The sequence below is a fragment of the Corallococcus sp. AS-1-12 genome (genome assembly GCF_020036995.1).
Lineage (GTDB): Bacteria > Myxococcota > Myxococcia > Myxococcales > Myxococcaceae > Corallococcus.
On record NZ_JAIQDD010000014.1, the window covers coordinates 169,974 to 191,113 of the forward strand.

The following is a 21,140-nucleotide window of genomic DNA, read 5'->3' on the forward strand; positions in this document are numbered from 1 at the left end:
TCAGCAGCTCGTACTTGGGTCCGGAGAGCGAGTCCTCGTCGTTGGCGAAGTACGACAGGCTGAGCTGAAGCGGACGTGATGCCGCCTCGTCCGGCGAGCCCCGGCGCGACGTGGTGGCCTCGGAGGGGTACAGCACGCGCAGGCCGCGAGACAGGGCCCAGAGGGACTCCAGTTCGGGCTTCTCGGGGGCGGGTTCGGACGCGGCGAGCCAGGTGGTGCCCGGCGCCGGACGCAGCGGCGCATCCAGTCCCGCGAAGAAGCCCGTGAGCGACGCGTGACTCAACGCCCACGCGGGCTGGCCCGCCCCCATGGGCAGGAGCCACGCCAGGGACTCTGGCGACGGAAGTGGCAGCGCCTCCGTTGCCGGCGACACGTCTCCCAGCACCTCTTCGACGTGCAGGACGCGCGAGGACTCCAGGCGTGCCGAAGTGAAGAGCCCGCGCCAGGTGATGAGCCGGGGCACGGCGCTGCCTTCCACGGCATAGACGGCCAGCGAGTCCAGGTCCGTGGGGCCGAGCGCCACCGGCGCGCCGCCTGCCTCCAGCACGCCCCACAGCACGGCCAGCTTCTCCGGCGATGCCCGGAGGCAGAGCGCCACGGGCTCTCCCGGCCGCAGTCCCTGCTCCCGCAGTTTCGACGAGAGCCTCCTCGCGCGCGAGGCCAGCTCCCGCCAGGTCCAGGTCCGCCCGGCCTGCTCCACGGCGATGGCGTCCGGCCGCCGCAGCGCGTGTTCGCGCAGCCGCGCGGGCAGGACGGGGGCCTGCGTGACGGGCGGGGGCGCGGGCCATGCGCGGCGTTCGGCGTCGGTGGCCAGCGGCAGGCGGGAGAGGGGCTCCTCGGGCCGGGCCAGCGCCGCGCCGAGCAACACCTGGAGGTGCTCCAGCATCCGCCGCGCGGTGGAGGCGTCGAACAGCTCCGTCGCGTACTCCAGCGCGCCGTGGATGCGGCCGGGTTCCTCGGTGAGGATGAGCGTCAGGTCCGACAGGGTGGCGCCCCACTGCACGGGCGTGCCCGGGACCTCGATGAAGGTGCCTCGCGCCCCGACAGCCGCCAGCGCGTCGCCGCCCATCTCCAGGTTCGAGTGGTAGACGAACACCGTGTCCGTCATGCGCTCCCGGCCGATGTCGCGCCCGGGGACGAGCTGTTCGACGAGCAGCTCGAAGGGCACGTCGGGCCGCGATTGCACGTCGGTGACCTCGCGTCGCACGCGGTGCAAGAGCTCGCGGAAGCTCGGGTCATCCCCCACGTGGGTGCGGAACGCGGCCGAGTGCGCCACGTAGCCGATGAGCGGCAGCAGCTCCGGCCGCGTGCGGTTGCCGATGGGCGTGCCGACGATGAGATCCGCCTGACCGGTGTAGCGGTGCAGGAGCGCGTTCCACGCGGCGAGCACCGTCATGTACGACGTGAAGCCCTCGCTGCGTCCGAAGGCGACGAGCGCCTCGGCGAGCTCCGGTGGGAAGTCCAGCACCATGCGCTCGGAGGTGAGCGGGCAGCTCGCGGGACGGGGCCGGTCCGTGGGGATGCCGAGCTGCCTCGGCATGCCGGCGAGGCGCTGGCGCCACCACTGTTCCTGTTCAGGGAAGCGCGACTCCGCGAGCGACTGCCGCTGCCACGCGCCGAAGTCCGCGTACTGCACGGGCAGGGGCGCCAGGGGGGACGGCCTGCCCTGGAGGAAGGCGGCGTAGAGCTGTCCCACCTCCTGGAGGAAGAGGGACGTGGACAGCGTGTCGCAGACGATGTGATGGATGGCGCAGACCAGCAGGTGCAGGTCCGCGCGCAGGCGCACGAGTGTGGTGCGCAGCACGGGGCCTCGTACCAGGTCGAAGGGGCGCGCGGCGTCCTCGCGGGCGATGCGGAGGGCGGCCTCCTCGCGTTCGCCGGGCGTGCCTTCCACCTCCACGATGGGGAGCGGGATGCGCACGTGGGGATGGAAGCGCTGCACGGGCTGGCCGTCCACGGCGTCGTAGGTGGTGCGCAGGGCCTCGTGGCGCTGGACGACCTCCTGGATGGCCCGCTCCAGGATGGCGGCGTCGGCGGGGCCCTCCAGGCGCAGGACGAAGGGGATGGTGTACGCGGACAGGCCGGGGAGGTGCTGCTCCAGGCGCCAGACGCGCTCCTGCACGAAGGACAGGGGCAGCGGCTCCGTCCGGGAGCGGGGCACGAGCGGCAGCTCGCGTGTGGGCTCCTGCGCCGGGGCCTGTTGGAGCAGCGGTTCGATGCGGGAGGCGAGCCCCGCGACGGTGGGCGCTTCGAAGAGGGCCGCCAGCGGCACCTGGACGTGGAAGGTGTCGCGGAGCTGGTTGAGGAGCTGCGCGGCCATCAGCGAGTTGCCGCCCAGCTCCAGGAAGTTGTCATCACGCCCGACGAAGTCCACGCCCAGCCGCTGACGCCACAGCGTGGCGATGCGGACCTCCACGTCACCGCGAGGCGCGTCCTCACGGCCCCCCGGGACCGGGAGGGCAGGGTGCTCCAAGGGTGGAGACGTCACCGCATGGCCCCCGGGAGCCGGGCGGGAAGGAGGCTCCTCGGGCGGAGGTGTCTCCGCATGACTCCCGGGAACCAGGCGGGCAGGAGGCTCCACGGGCGGGGGGGGCACTGCCGCGCTCGTGAGCGCGGGCGAAGCGGAGGACATCCCAGGACTACCGCTGTGCACGCTCGAAGCCGGGGACGACGCGAGCGTGCCGGTGTGCGCGCTCGTGGACGGCATGCTCGAAGCCTGGGGTGACGCGCTTGCGTCGGTGACCACGGGCGCACCGTCCTGACCGCGAGGCTCCACCCAGCAGCGCTTGCGCAGGAACCTGTACGTCGGCAGGTGAACGCGGCGGCGCTGCTCGTGGGCGTAGAACGCGGTCCAGTCCACCTCCAGCCCCTGCATCCACAGCTCGCCCACGCACTGGAGCAACCCCGACTGCTCCGTCGTCGCGCCGCCCCTGCGCAGGGACGCGAGCGCCTTCACGCGCTCCCGGTCCTCGCCCAGGCACGCGCGGATCAGCGGGGTGAGGTCCTGGCCGGGCCCCACCTCCAGCAACACGCCGCACCCTTCCTCCAGCAGCGCCCCCACCGCGTCGGTGAAGCGCACGGGCTGCCGCATCTGCGTGGCCCAGTACTCCGGCGCGGCCAGCTCACCCGGACGCGCCAGCGCCCCCGTGAGGCTGGAGACGTACCGCACGGAAGGCTCGTGCCGCTGGAGCGCCCCCACCGCGCGCGCCAGCTCCACCATCAACGGCTCCACGTCCGCCGAGTGGAACGCATGTCCCGACGGCATGCGCACCGCGCCCGCCTTGCGCTGCTGCAACTCCGCATGGAGGCGCTCCACCTCGTCCACCGGCCCGGAGACGACACACCGGTCCGGCGCGTTCACGGCCGCGAGCGTCAGCCGTCCGGACAGCAGCGGCTGGACCTCCGACGCGGGCAGCGCCACGCCGAGCATCGCGCCCGGTGGCAGCCGGTGCATCAGCTCCCCGCGAACCACGGCCAATCGCAGCGCATCCGGCAGCGAGAGCACGCCCGCGACACAGGCGGCGGCGTACTCACCGAAGCTGTGCCCCAGCACCGCGTGCGGAGCGATGCCCCACGCCTGCCACAGCCGGGCCAGCGCCACCTGCACCGTGAACAGGGCCGGCAGCGCGCCCCGGGTGTCGGAGAGCATCGCGGCCGCCTCCGCCTCCTGGCCGGGCGCCGGACGCAGCAGCGCTTCCACCCTCGAACGCAGCGGCGCATCCAGCAGCGTCAGGCACGCGTCCACCTGCGCGCGGAACGCGGGCACGGTCGCATCCAGCTCCCGCCCCATGCCCACCTGCTGCGAGCCCTGACCGGAGAAGACGAACGCCACCCGCTTGCGGCGCGCCGCCTCCACGTCCTTCAACCGCGCGGGCGTGGCCGGCTTGCGAAGCTGCTTCGCCAGCTCCTCCGCGTCCCGGGCGACCACCACACGCCGGTACTCGAAGGCCCGGCGCCCCACGGCCTGCGTGTACGCGGCGTCCGCGAACGCCCCCGCATCCCCCACGACCTCCAAGGAGAACCGCGCCGACAACGCCTCCAGCGACTCCGGCGAGCGCGCCGACAGCACGCGCAACGCAAGCTGCTTCGCCGCCGCCTCCAGGGCCTCCGGCGAACGCGCGGCCAGGACCTGATCCGCCAGCTTCAACGACGCGGCCTCCAGCGCCTCCGGAGACCGGTCCGCCAGCACGTGCGACGCCAGCGCCAGCGCTCCCGCCTCCAGAGACTCCGGCGAGCGCGCCGACAGCACGAACAGTTGGTGTGAGCGCGTCGTGGGCCCGCTCCGGATGACGGGCGCCTCCTCCAGCACGGCGTGCGCGTTCGTCCCGCCCACGCCAAACGAACTCACCGCCGCGCGCCGGGGCGTCCTCCCCCGAGGCCAGGGCCGCAGGCGCGTGTTGACGAAGAACGGCCCCGCGTCGAAGTCGATCCGCGGGTTCGGCGCCTCGAAGTGGAGGCTGGGAGGAATCTCCTCCTCGCGCAGCGACAGCGCGACCTTGATCAGCCCCGCGAGCCCCGCCACCGTGTCCAGGTGGCCCACGTTCGTCTTGAGCGACGCCAGCGGGATGGTGCCCCGGTGCTCGGCCCCCAGGCCGTAGGCGCGCTGGAGCGCCGCGACCTCGATGGGGTCGCCCAGCGGCGTCGCCGTCCCGTGGGCCTCCACGTAGCCGATGTCCGCCGCCGCCACGCCGGAGCGGCGCAGCGCCTGGGTGATGACGGCCGCCTGACCCTGCACGCTCGGCGCCGTGAAGCCGGACTTGTCGCGCCCGTCGTTGTTGACGGCGGTGGCTCGGATGACGGCGTGGATGGGGTCGCCGTCGCGGACCGCGTCCTCCAGCCGCTTGAGCACCACGGCCGCCACGCCGCTGCCGGAGACGGTGCCCTTGCCCTGCGCGTCGAAGGCGCGGCAGTGCCCGTCCGGGGAGTAGATCATCCCCTCCTGGTGCACGTAGCCGGTGCGCTGCGGCACGGACAGCCGCGTCGCGCCCGCGAGCGCCACGTCCGACAGACCGGACAACAGGTTCTGACACGCGACGTGCACCGCCACGAGCCCCGTGGAGCACGCCGTGTACACGAGCAGGCTCTCACCGGTGAGCCCCAGCTTGTAGGACACCTTCGTCGGCAGGCTCTGGTAGGTCGCCGTGCCGTACAGCTCGAAGAACGCCGCCGAGTCCAACGGCAGGTGCCGCCGCACCTCGTTCGCGTACCCGGACTCGTTCGCGCCCGCGAAGAGGGAGATGACGCCCGGGAAGCGCGCCGGATCGAGTCCCGCGTCCTCCAGCGCCGCCCACGCGCACTGGAGGAACATCCGCTGCTGCGGGTCGGTCCACTGCGCCTCGCGCAGGGACATGTCGAAGAACGCGGGATCGAACTGGTCGATGTCCGCGAGCACCCCCTGCGCGGGCACGAACCCCGGATGCTGTGACAGCGCCACGCCCGGAGGAAGGCCGGGCATCGGCTCCAGCTCCTCGGGCGTGAAGCGGGAGATGGACTCCACGCCCTCACGAAGGTTGCGCCAGAACTCCTCCACCGACGCGGCGCCCGGGAAGCGCCCGGACATGCCGATGATGGCGATGGCGTTCGACGGCGGCGCGGCCGCCCGGTCCGTCGCGGCCGTGGAAGCGGAGCTGGAGGTCATGGGCGCGGGAACCGGTGCGGAAGCGGGCGTGGAGGGCACGGACGGGATGGGCTCCACCGGCGGAGTGGAGGCAGGGACGGGGGGCGTCGCGAGGCGCTCGGGGTGCCCCTCGCGCACCAGCCGCCGGGCCAGTGCGTGGACCGTCGGATGTTCGAACAGCCAGACCACGGGCACGTCGCGCTGGAGCGCCTCGTGCAACCGGCTGGCGACGCGGACCACGGTGAGCGACGTGCCGCCCAGGTCCTCGAAGAAGTGATCGTGGACGCCGACGCTCCGCGCGCCCAGCTCCCGGGCCCAGATGGCGGCGAGCTGTTCCTCCAGCGGATCCGCGGGCTCCACGAACCGCCCCTTGCGAGCACTCGCCGAGACGTCCGGCGCGGGCAGGGCCTGGCGGTCCAGCTTGCCGGTGGCGGTGAGCGGCAGCGCGGGCAGCGGGACGAACGCGGCCGGGACCATGTACTCGGGCAGCCGCTGCCGCAGGTGTTCGCGCAGCGCCTGGACGTCCAGCGCGCCGGCCACCACGTAGGCCACGAGCCGCTTGTCGCCGGGCACGTCCTCGCGCACGAGCACGGCCGCGTCGCTGACGGCGGGCCAGTCCCGGAGGGCGGCCTCGACCTCGGACAGCTCGATGCGGTAGCCGCGCACCTTCACCTGGGTGTCGATGCGGCCCAGGAACTCCAGGCTCCCGTCCGCGCGCCAGCGCACCCGGTCTCCCGTGCGGTACACGCGCTCTCCGGGAGTGGTGGCGAAGGGGTGGGGGATGAAGCGCTCCGCGGTGAGGTCCGGACGGGAGAGGTAGCCCCGCGCGAGCCCGTCCCCGCCGATGAGCAGCTCCCCCGGAACGCCCACGGGCACCGGCCGCAGCGAGCCGTCCACCACGAACGTCCGCGTGTTCGGCAGCGGCGGCCCGATGGGGATCGCCTCGGCCGGGACGTCCCCGGGCCGCTCCATGCGCAGGCAGCAGGTGAAGACGGTGGCCTCGGTGGGGCCGTAGCCGTTGACCACCGGGAGGCCCAGCGTCTCCACCACGCGGCGCGTGTGCGTGGGGGACAGGACGTCCCCGCCGACGAAGAGCTGCCGCAGCCCGCGCAGCACCTCCAGCTTCACGTCCACCACCTGCGCGAACAAGCCCGCGGACAGGTAGAGCGACGTGACGCCGTGACGGCGGAGGATCTGCCCCAGCAGCTCCAGGTCCGTGGGCGGCCGGGGCGGGAAGACCACCAGCCTGCCGCCGGACAGCAGCGGGCCCCACAACTCCAACGTCGACGCGTCGAAGGACAGCGGCGCGATCAGCAGGAAGGTCTCGTCCGGAGTGAAGCGGGCCCAGGGGGCGCCGTGCAGCAGCCGCAGCACGCCCCGGTGCTCCACGGCGACGCCCTTGGGGCGGCCGGTGCTGCCGGAGGTGAAGTCCACGTACGCGAGGTTCCGCGAGGAGAGCGCCACGTCCGGCGCCGCGGAGGGCTGGTCCTCCAGGGGCGTCTCCTCCACGAAGACGCACGGCACGGCCTCCGCGACCGGCAGCGACGCCCGCAGCGCGCGGGTGGTGACGAGCAGCCGGGGCGGCGCGTCCTCCAGCATGAGGGCCAGTCGCCGCGCGGGATACGCGGCATCCAGGGGCACATAGGCCCCGCCCGCCTTGAGGATGGCCAGGAGCGTGACGACGAGCTCCACGGAGCGCTCCAGGCACACCGCCACCAGCGCGTCCGGCCCCACGCCATGCGAGCGCAGCACCCAGGCCAGCGCGTTCGCCCGCGCATCGAGCATCGAATACGTCAGCCGCGCGTCACCTGCTTCCAGCGCGATGGCCTCCGGACGCTGCGCGACCTGGAGCGCGAAGCGCACCACGAGGTTCGACTCACGCGGGTAGTCCACGCCAGTCGCGTTCCACACCGTGAGCACCTGCTGGCGTTCCTCGGGAGTGAGCCACTCCACCTGGGCCAGGGGGACGTCCGGAGCGGCGACGACGGCATCCAGCAGCGTGCGCAGGTGGCCGGCCAGCCGCTCCACGGTGGGACGCTCGAAGAGGTCCGTGCTGTACTCGATGACGCCGCGCAGGCCGTCCGGCGCCTCGTGCAGCAACAGGCCCAGGTCGAAGCGGGCCGTGGCGTTGTCCACCGGCACGGGCCGCAGCGTGAGCCCCGGCGCCTTCAGCTCGCCAGCGGGCGCGTTCTGGAGCGCGAACACCGTCTGCACCAGCGGGTTGCGGCTCAGGTCGCGCGCCACCTGGAGCTCCTCCACCAGCTTCTCGAACGGCAGGTCCTGGTGCTCGAAGGAGGCGAGCGCCGTGGCCCGGACCTGGGACAGCAGCGTCCGGAACGAGTCCCCCGGCCGCACGCGCCCGCGCAGCACCAGCGTGTTCACGAAGAAGCCGACCAGCCCCTCCAGCTCCGCCCGGTCGCGGCCCGCGATGGGCGAGCCCACCAGCAGCTCCTCCTGCCGCGAGTACCGCGACAGCAGCACCTGCCACACCGCGAGCAGCGCCATGTACGGCGTCGCGCCCTCCGAGCGGCCCAACGCCATCAAGCGCTCCACGCCCGCGGACGGAAGGTGCACGGGGAGCAGCGCCCCCTTCGTGGACTGGAGCGGCGGACGCGCCTTGTCCGTGGGCAGCTCCAGCACCTGGGGGGCCCCGGCGAGGTGCTGCTTCCACCACGACACCTCCCGCGCCAGCACCTCCCCCTGGAGCCAGGAGCGCTGCCACACGGCGAAGTCCGCGGGCTGCACCGGCAGCGCCGGCAACACGGGCGTCCGGCCCGAAGCGAAGGCCTCGTAGGCGCCAGCCACCTCGCGGACGAGCACGCCCAGCGACCAGCCGTCGGAGACGATGTGGTGCATGCACAGGAGCAACAGGTGCTCCCGTGCGTCCAGGCGGAGCAGCCGCGTGCGCAGGAGCGGTCCCCGGCCCAGGTCGAAGGGGAGCGCGGCCTCCTCCACGGAGCGCCGCTGGGCCTCGGCCTCGCGGGACTCTTGCGGCACGGTGCCCAGGTCGGTGACCGGCAGCTCCCAAGTGCCCGCCGGGTGCACGTGCTGCACGGGCTGGCCCTCCTTCATCGCGAACGTGGTGCGCAGGGCCTCATGCCGGGAGACCACGAGCTCCAGGGCGCGGCGCAGCGCCTCCACATCCAACGCGCCGTCCAGCCGCAGCGCGGTGGCGATCGTGTAATGGCTGCCGCCTGGGCGGAGCTGCTCCACCACCCACAGCCGTTGCTGCGCGTAGGACACCGGCAGGTCCCGGTCCCGCGACGTGGCGACGAGGGCCGGGACGCGCGGTCCCTCCACGCGCGAGAGGAGGCTGGCCTCCACCCGCTCCGTGAGGCGTGCGACGGTGGGCGCATCGAAGAGGGCGCGCAGCGGCAGCTCCACGCCGAAGGTCGAACGCAGCCGGGAGACGAGCTGCGTGGCGAGCAGTGAGTGCCCCCCGATGACGAAGAAGTCATCGTGCAGCCCCACCGATTCCAGGCGGAGCAGGTCCTGGAACAGCGCGGCGATGCGCTGCTGGATGAGCGTCATCCGCTCCGGCCCCACGGGCCCGGCGGCGACCGAGCGCGCGTCCGGAGCAGGCAGCGCCTTGCGGTCCACCTTGCCCACGGGCGTGAGCGGAAGCGCGTCCAGCGACACGAACGCGGAGGGCACCAGCGGCGCGGGCAGCCGTTCGGAGACGAAGGCGCGCAACACCGCTGCCTCCACCGGAGCTCCCGGCACGAACCACGCCACGAGGCGATCCTCGACCACCCCCGCCACCGCGGCCTTCACCGAGGTGTGCTGACGCAGGACGGCCTCCACCTCGCTCAGCTCGATGCGGAAGCCGCGCAGCTTCACCTGCGTGTCCATGCGGCCCAGGAAGTCCAGCGTCCCATCCGCGAGCCAGCGCACCCGGTCGCCCGTGCGGTACAGCCGCGCACCGGGCACGTCGCCAAACGGTGAAGGCACGAAGCGCTCCGCCGTCAGCGCGGGGCGCCCCAGGTATCCCCGGGCCAGACCGTCACCACCCAGGTACAGCTCGCCCGGGACGCCCACCGGCACGGGCTGGCCGTGCGCATCCAGCACGTACGTCTGGACGCGCGTCATCGGCCGGCCGATGGGCACCGACGCCGCGTGCTCCGGCAGGCCCACGATGTCATGCGTGGTGACGCCCACGGTCGTCTCCGTGGGGCCGTACAGGTTCACCAGCCGGCCCGGAGGCCCCGCGCGCAGCACCGCGCGAGCCGCGTCCGCGTTCGCGGCCTCACCGGCATAGAGGACCGTGCGCATCGTGGCGAAGGCATCAGGGACTTCACGCGCCACGGTGTGGAACAGGGCCGTGGCGAACAGGGCCGTGGTGGCGCCGGCCTCGCGCAGTGTGCGAGCCAGCTCCGCCGGAGCCAGCGTCACCTCACGCGGCAGGATGACGAGCCGCGCGCCGTTGAGCAGCGCGCCCCAGACCTCGAAGGTGGCCAGGTCGAACGAAGGCGTGCCCGCCTGCACCACGCGGTCATCCGGCCCGAGCTGGGCGTAGTTCGTGTCCCGCACCAGGTGCACGATGGACTGGTGCGTGATGCCCACGCCCTTGGGCGTGCCCGTGGAGCCCGACGTGTAGAGCACGTAGGCCAGTTGCCCCGGCCGCACGGTGACGTCCACCGACGCGGGCACCGGCTCCTGGCCGGGTTCCTCCGGCTCCAGGAAGACCGTGGGCAGGGAGTGTCCAGGCAGGGCGCCCAGCAGGTCCCGCTGGCCCACCACCGCGCGGATGCCCGCGTCCTCGAACATGAACGCGAGGCGCGAGCGTGGATACGCGGGGTCCATGGGCACGTAGCAGCCGCCCGCCTCCAGGATGCCGAGCATCCCCACCACCAGCTCCAGCCCGCGTTCCACGCACAGCGCGACCCGGGCCTCCGGAGGGAGCCCGAAGGCGCGCAGCCGCCGGGCCAGCCGCCGCGCCCGCTCCGCCAGCGCCGCGTAGGTGAGCACCTGGCCTTCATGCTGGACCGCGACGGCCTCCGGAGCGCGGAGCACCTGGGCCGCGAACAGCTCCGGCACGGTGTGGGGCGCGAGCGGGCGCTGCGTGGCGTTCCAGTCCACGAGCACGCGCTGGCGCTCCCCGGCGTCGAGCAGCGAATGCTCCCGCACGGGCGCGTCAGGCCGGGCCGTGAGCGCCGCGAGCAGCGCCTGGAAGTGCGCCATCATCCGCGCGACGGTGGCGGGGTCGAACAGGTCGGTGCTGAAGTTCAGGTCGCCGCTGAACGCGCCGTCCCGCTCGTGGAGGCTGAAGTCCAGGTCGAACTTCGCCGTGGTCATCTCCCCGCCGCGCAGCTCCAGGCGGAGGCCGGGAAGGTCCAGCGCGTCCGCGGGAGCGTTCTGGAAGGTGAACGCCACCTGGAACAGCGGGGACCGGCTCAGGTCCCGGGCGCCCTGCATGCCCTCCACCAGCTTCTCGAAGGGAAGGTCCTGGTGCGCGTACGCCGCGAGCGTCGTCGCCTTCACCTGGGCGAGCAGCGTCCGGAACGAAGCGCGAGGGTCGATGCGGGCCCGCAGCACCAGCGTGTTCACGAAGAAGCCGATGAGCCCCTCCGTCTCCGCGCGGTTGCGGTTGGCGATGGCGGAGCCCACGAGCACGTCGTCCTGGCCCGAGTAGCGAGCCATCACCAACTGGAAGCCCGCGAGGAGCACCATGAACGGCGTGGCGCCTTCGCGGGCCGCCAGCGCCTTCACCGCGCCGGACACGTCCGGGGACAGCGTCACGGGAAGCGAAGCGCCCCGGAACGACTGCGCCGCGGGGCGGGGCCGGTCGGTGGGGAGCTCCAGCGCGGTGGGCGCGCCGTCGAGCTGCCCGCGCCACCACTCCAGCTCCGCCTGGAGCACGTCTCCCTGGAGCCACGAGCGCTGCCAGAGGGCGAAGTCCGCGTACTGGAGGGGCAGGGGAGGCAGCGCTGGAGCCTCACCGGAAGCGAAGGCCCGGTACAGCGCGCCCAGCTCGCGAGCGAAGACGCCAATGGACCAGCCGTCGGAGACGATGTGGTGCAGCGTGAGCAGCAGCCAGTGACGCCGTGACTCCAGCCGCAGCAGCACGGCGCGCACGAGCGGCCCGGTGCCCAGGTTGAACGGCCGCTCGGCCTCGGAGGCGGCGAGCCGGTGCGCCTCGGCGTCACGGCGGTCCTCGGGGAGGGACTCCAGCGAGACGACGGGCAGCGTGAGCGCCGCTTCGGCATGGAGACGCTGGACCGGCGAGTCCCCGTCGGACACGAACGTGGTGCGCAGGACCGCATGCCGGCGCACCAGGGCCTGGAGGGACTGCTCCAGCGCGGAGGCATCCAGCGCGCCGTCGAGCACCAGGATGCCGGGCACGTTGTAGAAGGCGCTGCCGGGCTGGAGTTGATCCAGGAACCACAGCCGCTGCTGCGCATAGGACAGCGGCACGGGGCCGGAGCGAGGCACGGCCACGAGCGGCGGCGTCCCCGGCCGGGAGTCCCCCCGCGAGCGAAGGGCCGCCACACGGACCGCGAGCGTCTCCACCGTGGGCGCGGCGAAGAGGTCGCCCAGGGGCAGCTCCACGCCCAGCGACGAGCGCAGGCGGGACACCACCTGCGTGGCCAGCAGGGAGTGGCCCCCCAGGTCGAAGAAGTCATCGTGGATGCCCACGCGAGGCACGTGCAGCACCTCCGCGAAGAGGGCGGCGAGCTGCTCCTCCACCGCGTCGCGAGGCGCGACGTACGTGTCCGCCGAAGCCGCGGGGGCTTCCGGAGCGGGGAGGGCGGAGCGGTCCAGCTTCCCGTTGGCGTTGAGCGGCAGGGCGTCCAGCACCACGATGGCGCTGGGGATCAGGTAGTCAGGAAGCCGCTGCTGAAGCTCCGAGCGCAAGGCCCTGCCGTCCAGCGCCGCACCGGCGACGTAGGCCACCAGCCGCTTGTCTCCGGCGACGTCCTCGCGCACCAGGGCCACGGCTTCGTGCACTCCCGGCAGTCCGCGCAGGGCCGCTTCGACCTCACCCGGTTCGATGCGGAAGCCGCGCAGCTTCACCTGGAAGTCGGTGCGCCCCAGGAAGTCCAACGTGCCGTCCGCGCTCCAGCGTGCCCTGTCGCCGGTGCGGTAGAGCCGTGCTCCCGGTGCCGCGCTGAACGGGTGGGGCACGAAGCGTTCGGCGGTGAGGGCTGGCTGGTGGAGGTAGCCCCACGCCAGTCCCTCGCCGCCGACGTACAGCTCTCCTGGCATGCCAGGGGGCACGGGACGCATCGCCGGATCCAGCACGTACGCGGTGGAGTGGGGCAGGGGACGCCCGATGGGAACGGCGGTCTCCACGGCGTCGCCCGCATGCATCACGTGCGTGGCGGAGAAGGTGGTGTTCTCGGTGGGCCCGTAGCCGTTGATCAACACCGTGCCCGGACGCATCCGCGCCAGGTGTTCACGCACGCGGGACGCCGGGAGCACGTCGCCTCCCGCCAGCACCTGCGCCACGGAGGCGAGGGCCTCCGGATGGTGCACGGCCATCTGTTCAAAGAGCGCGGCCGTGAGCCACAGCGTGGTGACACGGTGCCCTGTCACCCCCTCCGCGATGCGCGAGAGGGACAGCTCCCCTGGCGGCGCGAGCACGAGCCGGGCCCCATGCAGCAACGCCCCCCAGATCTCGAGCGTCGAGGCATCGAACGCGGCCGGCGCGAGCTGGAGGAAGACCTCCTCCGGGCCGAAGCGCATGAAGCCGGTGTCCACCACCAGCCGCGAGACGGCGCGGTGCGGAACGCAGACGCCCTTGGGCGTCCCGGTAGAGCCCGAGGTGAAGAGGACATAGGCCAGCCTGTCGCCAGCCGCACGCGGCTCCGGCGGCGCTGTCTCTGGACGCGAAGCCAGCCGGGGCGCGTCCGCGTCCAACAGCACCAGCGGCGTCATCAGCGACGGCAGTTCATCCGCGAGCGCCTCCAGCGTGATGACCATCCCCGCCCCGGACTGCTCCAGCAGGAGGGACCAGCGCTCGGGCGGAGCGTTCAGGTCGACGGGGACATAGGCCGCGCCGCTCTTGAGCACGGCCAGCAGTGAGACGATGAGTTCCACGGAGCGCGGCAACAGCACGGCCACGCGGCTGCCCTCGGAGATGCCAGAGGCGCGAAGGTGGTGGGCGAGCTGGTTCGCCCGGGCATCGAGCCGTGCATAGGACAGGCTTCCGGACTCGGACACGAGCGCCACCGCGTCCGGAGCCCGAGCGACCTGCTCCGCGAAGCGGGCCGGGATGGACTCCGCGGAGAAGTCCCGGACGGAGGCGACGCCGCTCCAGTCCTCCAGCACCTGACGCCGTGCCTCGGTGGACATCAGCGGCAGTTGCGCCACCGGAACCTCCAGGCGTCCGGGGAGCGCTTCCAGCAGCGTGGCGTAGCCCTGCATCAGCCCCTGGAGGAAGACGGCGTCGAAGAGGTCGGTGTTGTAGTGGAGGCTGCCGGTGAAGCCGTCCGGCGACTCCTCCAGGATGAGGCTGAAGTCGTACTTCGACGGGGTGAAGGGAGGGGGCAGCTCGCGCAGCGTGAGGTCGGGCAGCCGCCACTCCGCGGTGGGCGCGTTCTGGAGGGTGAGGGTGACCTGGAAGAACGGCGTGTGGCTCGGGTCGCGAGCGGGCTGGAGCTCCTCCACCAGCTTCTCGAAGGGGACGTCCTGGTGTTCGAAGGCGCCGAGCGTCGTGGCGCGAACCTGGGCGAGCAGCGTCCGGAACGAAGCGCGAGGGTCGATGCGAGCGCGCAGCACCAGCGTGTTGACGAAGAAGCCGATCAGCCCCTCCGTCTCCGAACGTGTGCGGCCCGCGACGGGAGCGCCCACGCTGACGTCGTCCTGTCCGGCGTACCGGGACAGCAGCAGTTGGTACGCGGCCAGCAGCACCATGAAGGGTGTGGCGCCCGTCTGCCTCGCCACGGCATGCACGCCGTCCGTCAGCGTCCGGGACAGCCGCACCGCGAGCTGGTCCCCCGAGAACGTCTGCGCCGCCGGGCGCGGCCGGTCCGTGGGGAGCATCAAGAGCGGAGGCGCGTCCGCGAGCTGCGCCCGCCAGAACGCAAGCTGCGAGGTGAGCACCTCACCCTGGAGCCACGAGCGCTGCCACGCGGCGAAGTCCGCGTACTGGATGGGAAGTGGCGGAAGCGAAGGACGCTGGCCGGAAGCGAAGGCCCGATAAAGGGCAACGAGCTCACGCACGAGCACCCCCGTGGACCAGCCGTCCGATGCGATGTGGTGCGTGAGGACGAGCAGCACATGCCGCATCTCCTCAATCCGCACGAGCACCGCCCGGAAGAGCGGACCCCGAGCCAGGTCGAAAGGCCGCCGCGCCTGCGAGGCGACGAAGTCCCGCAATGGCAGGTCAGCCAGGTCCACGAACTCGAAAGGGCACGGCGCCGGGGGCGCGATGCGCTGGACCGGCCCGTGGGCGCCAGAGGCGAACGTGGTGCGCAGCACCTCATGGCGTTCGACCAGCGCATCCAGGGCCTGCCGCAGCGCGGGAACCTGGAGCGCGCCTTCGAGCAGGACGGTCCCGGGCAGGTTGTACGCAACGCCCCCGGGCTGAAGCTGCTCCAGGAACCAAAGGCGCTGCTGCGCGAACGACAGCGCGAGCTCGCCCTCCCGGCTCACGGGCCGCAAGGGCGGAGCCCGAGGACCCTCGCTCCGGCTCCGCGCCTCCTCCAGCGTCGAAGCCAGGGCCGCGAGCGTGGACGCCTTGAATACCGAGCGCAGCGGCAGCTCCACCTGCAACGCCGAGCGGATGCGCGAAAGGAGCTGCGTGGCGAGCAGCGAATGTCCGCCCAGCGCGAAGAAGTCATCGTGCACGCCCACGCGCTCCACGCGCAGCAGCTCCGCCCAGAGCGAAGCCAGCCGTTCCTCCAGAGGAGTGCGAGGCGCGACATACTCCGGCGCCACTCCCGAGGCGACGTCGGGCACGGGCAGCGCCCTGCGGTCGACCTTGCCGCTGGACGTGAGGGGCAAGGCCGCCAGCGCCACGAAGGCACCGGGCACCATGTACTCGGGGAGCTTCTCCGAGAGGAACGTCCGAAGGGCCTCCGTCCCCGGCACCTCCGTCCGGCCGACGAGATACGCCACCAGCCGCGTGTCGCTCGCCGTGACGCCCGCGAGCGCCACGACGACGGCTTGTCGCACGGCCGGGTGCTGCTCCAGCGCGGCCTCGATCTCCCCCAGCTCGATGCGCAGCCCGCGCACCTTCACCTGGAAGTCGGTGCGGCCCAGGTACTCGATGGCGCCATCGGGCAGCCACCGGGCGAGGTCCCCCGTGCGGTACAGCCGGGCCCCCGGCACGTCGCTGTACGCGTCCGGGATGAAGCGCTCCGCGGTCAGGTCCGGGCGGCCCAGATACCCTCGGCCTACCTGCACGCCCCCGATGAACAGCTCGCCGGGAACGCCCTGGGGCACCGGCCGCAGCGACGCGTCCGACAGCCGGATGTCCGTATTCGCCACCGGATGCCCGATGGGCACCGAGCGCCCCAGCGCGCCGCGGACGCACTCGTACGCGGTGACCTCCACCGCGGCCTCGGTGGGGCCATAGAGGTTGTGTAGCCGGACCTGGGGCAGCCGCGCCAGGCACCGTTCCGCCAGCTCCAGCGGCATCGCTTCACCGCTGCACACCACCTGGCGCAGCGACTCGCACCGCGCCAGGCCGGGTGCCTCCAGGAACGCCTGGAGCATGGACGGCACGAAGTGCGTGACGGTGATGCGCTCCCGCGCGATGAGGTCCGCCAGGTACTCCGGCTCCTGGTGTCCTCCGGGCCGAGCCACCACCAGCCGCGCGCCCGTCATCAGCGGCCAGAAGAACTCCCACACGGATACGTCGAAGCTGAACGGCGTCTTCTGCAACACCGCGTCGCCCGGTGACAGCGGCAGCGCCCCCTGCATCCACAGGAGCCGGTTGACGATGCCTACGTGCGCGTTCATCGCGCCCTTCGGCCGCCCCGTGCTGCCGGACGTGAAGATGACGTACGCGAGCGCGTCCTCGGAGGCCACCGGAGGCGGCGTCCCGGACGGCTGCCGGGCCACCTCCGACCACTGGGAATCCAGGCGGAGCACCGGCACGGCGTCTCCGGCCGGAAGCCGAGCCACCAGCCGCTCCTGGATGAGCACCACTGCGGGCCGCGCGTCCTCGAACATCCACGCGAGCCGCCGCGCGGGCAGGGCTGGATCCAGCGGAACGTAGGCCCCTCCGGCCTTCAACGTCGCGAGCAGCGCCACCACCAGCTCCAGCGACCGCTCCAGCATCAACCCGACGCGGACCTCCGGCCCCACGCCCATGGAGCGCAGGTGCCACGCAAGCTGGTTGGCCCGGGCATCCAGCTCCGCGTAGGTGAGCGCCGTCTCTCCGAACGTGACGGCCACCGCGTCCGGCGTGCGAGCCACCTGCGCTTCCACCCGCTGATGCAGCAGCACCCCGCGAGGAAACGCTTCCCGGGGCCCGCTCCACGCATGAAGCACACGCTGCCGCTCCTCCGCGTCCAGGAGGGACAACTCCGACAGGCGCGCATCCGGCCGGGAGACGGCATCCTCCAGCAGGACGCGCAGGTGCCCCATCAGCCGCGTCATCGTCGCCTCATCGAAGAGGGCGGTGCGGTACTCGGCGGTGAGGCGCAGGCCGTCCGCCTGTTCGAAGGCGAAGAGGGTGAGGTCGAACTGCGCGAAGCCGCTGTCCACCCACTGCGCGTCCAGCGACAGCCCGGGCAGGCGCACGGCCGGAAGGGGCGTGTTCTGCAGGACGAACATCACCTGGAAGAACGGCGGCACGTCCAACTGGCGCGGAGGCTGGAGCACCTCCACCAGCTTCTCGAAGGGCACGTCCTGGTGCGCGAAGGCCTCCACCGACGTCGCCTGCACGCGGCCCACGAGCGAGCGGAATGACGGGTCCCCCTCAAGCGAAGTGCGCAGCGCGAGCGTGTTGACGAACAACCCGACCAGCGGCTCCAGCTCCGTGCGCGAGCGTCCGGCGACAGGCGTTCCGACCGTGAGGTCTTCCTGCCCGGAGTAACGCAGGAGCAACACCTTGAAGCCCGCGAGCAACACCGTGAAGAGGGTGGTGCCCTCCTGCGCCGCCAGGGCCGCGAGCCGCTGGACCAGCGCGGAGGGCAGCATCGAGGACACGGTCGCGCCCCGGCTGTCCGCCTGTCCGGTGCGGGGCCGATCCGTGGGCAGCGACAGGACCGCCCGCGCATCCAGCCGCGAGCGCCACACCTCGAGCGCCGCCTCCAGCGCCTCCCCCTTCAAAGCCTCCCGCTGCCACACGGAGAAGTCCGAGTACTGCAACGCCAGCGTGGGAAGCACCGGCGTCCCGCCCGAAGCCAGGGCCTCGTAGAGCACGCCCAGTTCGTGCACCAGCAGGCCCATGGACCAGCCGTCGGACACGGTGTGGTGCAGCGCGAGCAGCAACAGGTGCTCGGTGGGGGAGACGGCGAAGAGCACGGCGCGCAGCAGTGGCCCCTGCTCCAGGTCGAACGGCGCGCGAGCCGCCTCGTGCAACCCGCGCCAGGCCTCCGCGGCATCCGCCACCGGAACCACGGGCAGGGGCACGTCCAGCTCGGGCGCGACGCGCTGCCATGGCCGTCCGTCCTGCTCCACGAAGGTGGTGCGCAGCACCGCGTGGCGGCGCACCACTTCGTTCAGGCTCCCCGCCAGCGAGGGCACATCGAGCAGGCCCTCCAGCCGCACCGAGTAGAGCAGGTTCAACCCGGTCTGCCCGGGCGCCAGCCGCTCCTGGAACCACATGCGCTCCTGACCGAACGACGCCGGGACCCGCGACGTGGGGCGGCGCTTCTCGCGCAGCAGTTCCGCCAGCCGCGCGCGCTTCTGCTCAGGGGTGGAAGCCATGGGCAAGGGACTCCTTGGGAGGGGGCCTCGCGGACGCTCGGGAAGGAGATGTGGCGGGTTCCCGGACTCGCGAGCGCGCGGGATAGTAGACAGGCCCTCCGACACGTCCGCAGCGATTTGGACCAGGGGGCTTGGCTGTCAGCCCGCTCGGGAGCGCGGCCGCGCGGAAGTGGCGACACTGGGGGAATTCCGCTCCACGCCCGGTCTCTGGTGACATGTTTCAGCGGTGTTTCACCGTGGTGGTGAAACGCCCGCGCCTGACGTTTCCACTAGACTTCGGGAATGCCCGAGTCCTTCCGGATCCGCGACGCTGAGCCCACCGACGCCGAGCGGATTACCCAGGTGCTGCGCGACGCCTTCGAGGAATACCGGGGTCGCCTGGATCCGCCGTCCAGCGCGCACGACAAGACGGAGGCCGTGGTGCGGCGCGAGCTGTCGGACGGCAGCGCCTTCGTCGCGGAGGCGGACGGCATCCTCTTCGGCTGCGTGTTCTTCCACCCGAAGGCAGATCACCTGTACCTGGACCGGCTCGCGGTGCTGCCCGCGCACCGGGGGCAGGGCGTGTCGCTGCGCCTCATGGCGGCGGTGGAGTCCCGAGCGCGCGAGCTGGGCCAGACGCGAGTGCGGCTGTCGGTACGGCTCGCGCTCACGTCGCACCATGCGTGGTACGCGCGTCAGGGCTACGTCTTCCATGCCCATGGAACGCACGCAGGCTACGCGTCGCCCACGTTCCTGGTGTTGGAGAAGACGCTCTGACGTTTCAGTCGCGAGGAGGCAGCGGAATGCGGCGGCCTTCCAGGTCGCTCTGGATCGCGGCCTGGATGACGCGCACCGTCTCACTCGCGCTCAGCGCCGTCACGGGCACGGGAGCGCCGTGGAGGATGGCGGCGCCGAGCTGCCGGTAGAACTGGCCATACGCTCCGGGGACGGTGGCAACGGTTTCCCCCGAGGCGAGCAACCGGCCATGGCGCTCCACGGGTTCGCGGCCGAAGTCCGGATGGCCGGGACGCAGGCCCGCTTCGAGCTGTCCCTCCTGCGGATCCAGCGCATGCTTCACGTACGCATCCCGGTCGCCCTGCAACACGAAGCGGGGCCACGGCGCATGCACCACGGATCCGGAGTGCAGGACCACGCGCAGCGCGCCGTAGCGCAGCACCAGGTGGAACCAGTCCGTGCCCTGCGCGCCCGGCCGTTGCCGGCCCAGGTCCGCGGCCACCGACTCAGGGAGGCCGAAGAGTTGCACGGCCTGATCCACGAGGTGAGAGCCCAGGTCCCAAAGGGTCCCGCCGCCGGGCACGTCCTGCTCCTTCCAGCGATCCTTCACCTGGGGGCGCAAGCGATCGAAGTGGCTCTCCAGGCTGTAGAGCGTCCCCAGCCGTCCCTTCTCCAGCAACTGACGCACGGTGAGGAAGTCACCGTCCCAGCGGCGGTTGTGGAACACGGTGAGGCAGAGCCCGCGCTCCTTCGCGAGCGCGTCCAGCCGCAGCGCCTCGTCCGCGTCCAGGGCGAAGGGCTTCTCCACCACCACATGCTTGCCCGAGCGAAGCGCCTGTCCCGCGAGCGACGCATGCGACTCATTGGGTGTGCACACGACGAGCACGTCCAGGTCCGGATCCGCCAGCAGTGACTCCACGGTCCCGGTGCGGACACCGGGCCAGTCGCGGGCCACGGCATCCGTGCGGCTCGAAGCCACGGCGGCCAGCGTGAAGGCAGGTTCCGCGGCGATGAGCGGCCCATGGAAGCGCGAGCCGGACAAGCCATAGCCAAGGAGGCCCACCCGCAACGGGGAGCCAGGGACGCGAGCGGAGGTCATGGACCGAGAGGCTAGCGGGAAGTGCCCCCGATGCGGACAGCCACGAATGCCAGTCCCCGCCGCCTTCCCGACACCGGAGCATTGATGGCGACGCCAGCAGAGCGTCGCCCAGGCAGCGGCCCGAAGGGGTCCGCCACAGCAAGCGACGTTTCGGAGAAAGCGGCAGGTCACGGACTGCACGAGCGAACACCAAGACGGGGTCACGGCCAGAGGTCGAGCGCGCATCCCCAAACCGGTCCAACAGAAGGGCGGGTTCGTTCCGCATGAAGTTGAAGACGAGTGCCTCGCCGCTCTCAGCAGCGGGCCAAGACATCGCGCCTGTTCGGATTCCAATATGAGAGCAGGGGGCGCCCGACCGAACCCGGTTGCCGCAAAACCTGTCCGACAGTTGGACCGATTTTCACCACCCGGGCCCGACGTCGAACTCGACCGGCAGGTGCGAGACATCGTGAACGCACGAACACCCAGGCCGGGCACGGACAGATGAGCCCGCCGTCCAAGCCCGGTCGCCTCGAAACCTGTCCAACACAGTCGGACCGATTTCCGCAAGGCATGCCCAAGTCCGCACGGGTCCGACAGGGACGCGACATCGTGCATGCGCGAACGCCAAGGTGGGCCACGGATCGAGGCACCCGAGCGGGACCGGTTGCCGCAGAACCTGTCCGACAGTCGGACCAGTTCTCGCGACCTTTCGCCCGAGACCGGGCTTGAGTGGCAGGGGCGAGACGTCGCGCATGCGCGAACGCCAAGGTGGGGCGCGGTCAGAGGCGCCCGTTTCGGGCCAGTTGCCGCAGAACCGGTCCAACTAGAGGTCTGCGCGGAATAGCGAGGCCAGTTGGCCGGCTGCCAAGCGACAAGGGGGACAGGAGCTTCGAGCACAATGCG

3 protein-coding genes (1 of these 3 only partly in view) are annotated in these 21,140 nt (G+C 72.2%); 1 reads left to right on the forward strand and 2 read right to left on the reverse strand.

Annotated features, from left to right (window positions below; translation table 11 throughout):
* Positions 1 to 18,442, reverse strand: partial view of a non-ribosomal peptide synthase/polyketide synthase gene (locus K8556_RS22675; protein WP_223742158.1) — the 5' portion only. The gene continues 13,928 nt to the left of window position 1, outside the view; the window shows 18,442 of its 32,370 coding nt (coding positions 1-18,442); it begins with the start codon at positions 18,440 to 18,442; its stop codon lies off the left edge, out of view.
* 282 nt (positions 18,443 to 18,724) lie between these two features.
* Between K8556_RS22675 and K8556_RS22680 the strand changes: the two genes are divergently transcribed.
* Positions 18,725 to 19,198, forward strand: a complete 474-nt coding sequence (locus K8556_RS22680) for a GNAT family N-acetyltransferase (protein WP_223742159.1) — start codon at positions 18,725 to 18,727, stop codon at positions 19,196 to 19,198.
* A gap of 4 nt (positions 19,199 to 19,202) precedes the next feature.
* Here the strand turns inward: K8556_RS22680 and K8556_RS22685 are convergent, their stop codons facing one another.
* Positions 19,203 to 20,255 carry an oxidoreductase gene (locus K8556_RS22685; protein ID WP_223742160.1) on the reverse strand — a complete coding sequence of 351 codons (1,053 nt, stop codon included), beginning with the start codon at positions 20,253 to 20,255 and terminating at the stop codon, positions 19,203 to 19,205.
* Positions 20,256 to 21,140: the final 885 nt, after the last annotated feature.

Bases quoted from the DNA above. Each gene is read 5' to 3' on its own strand.
- K8556_RS22685 (WP_223742160.1), bottom strand. From the start codon at position 20,255: ATGACCTCCGCTCGCGTCCCTGGCTCCCCGTTGCGGGTGGGCCTCCTT.
- K8556_RS22680 (WP_223742159.1), top strand. From the start codon at position 18,725: ATGCCCGAGTCCTTCCGGATCCGCGACGCTGAGCCCACCGACGCCGAG.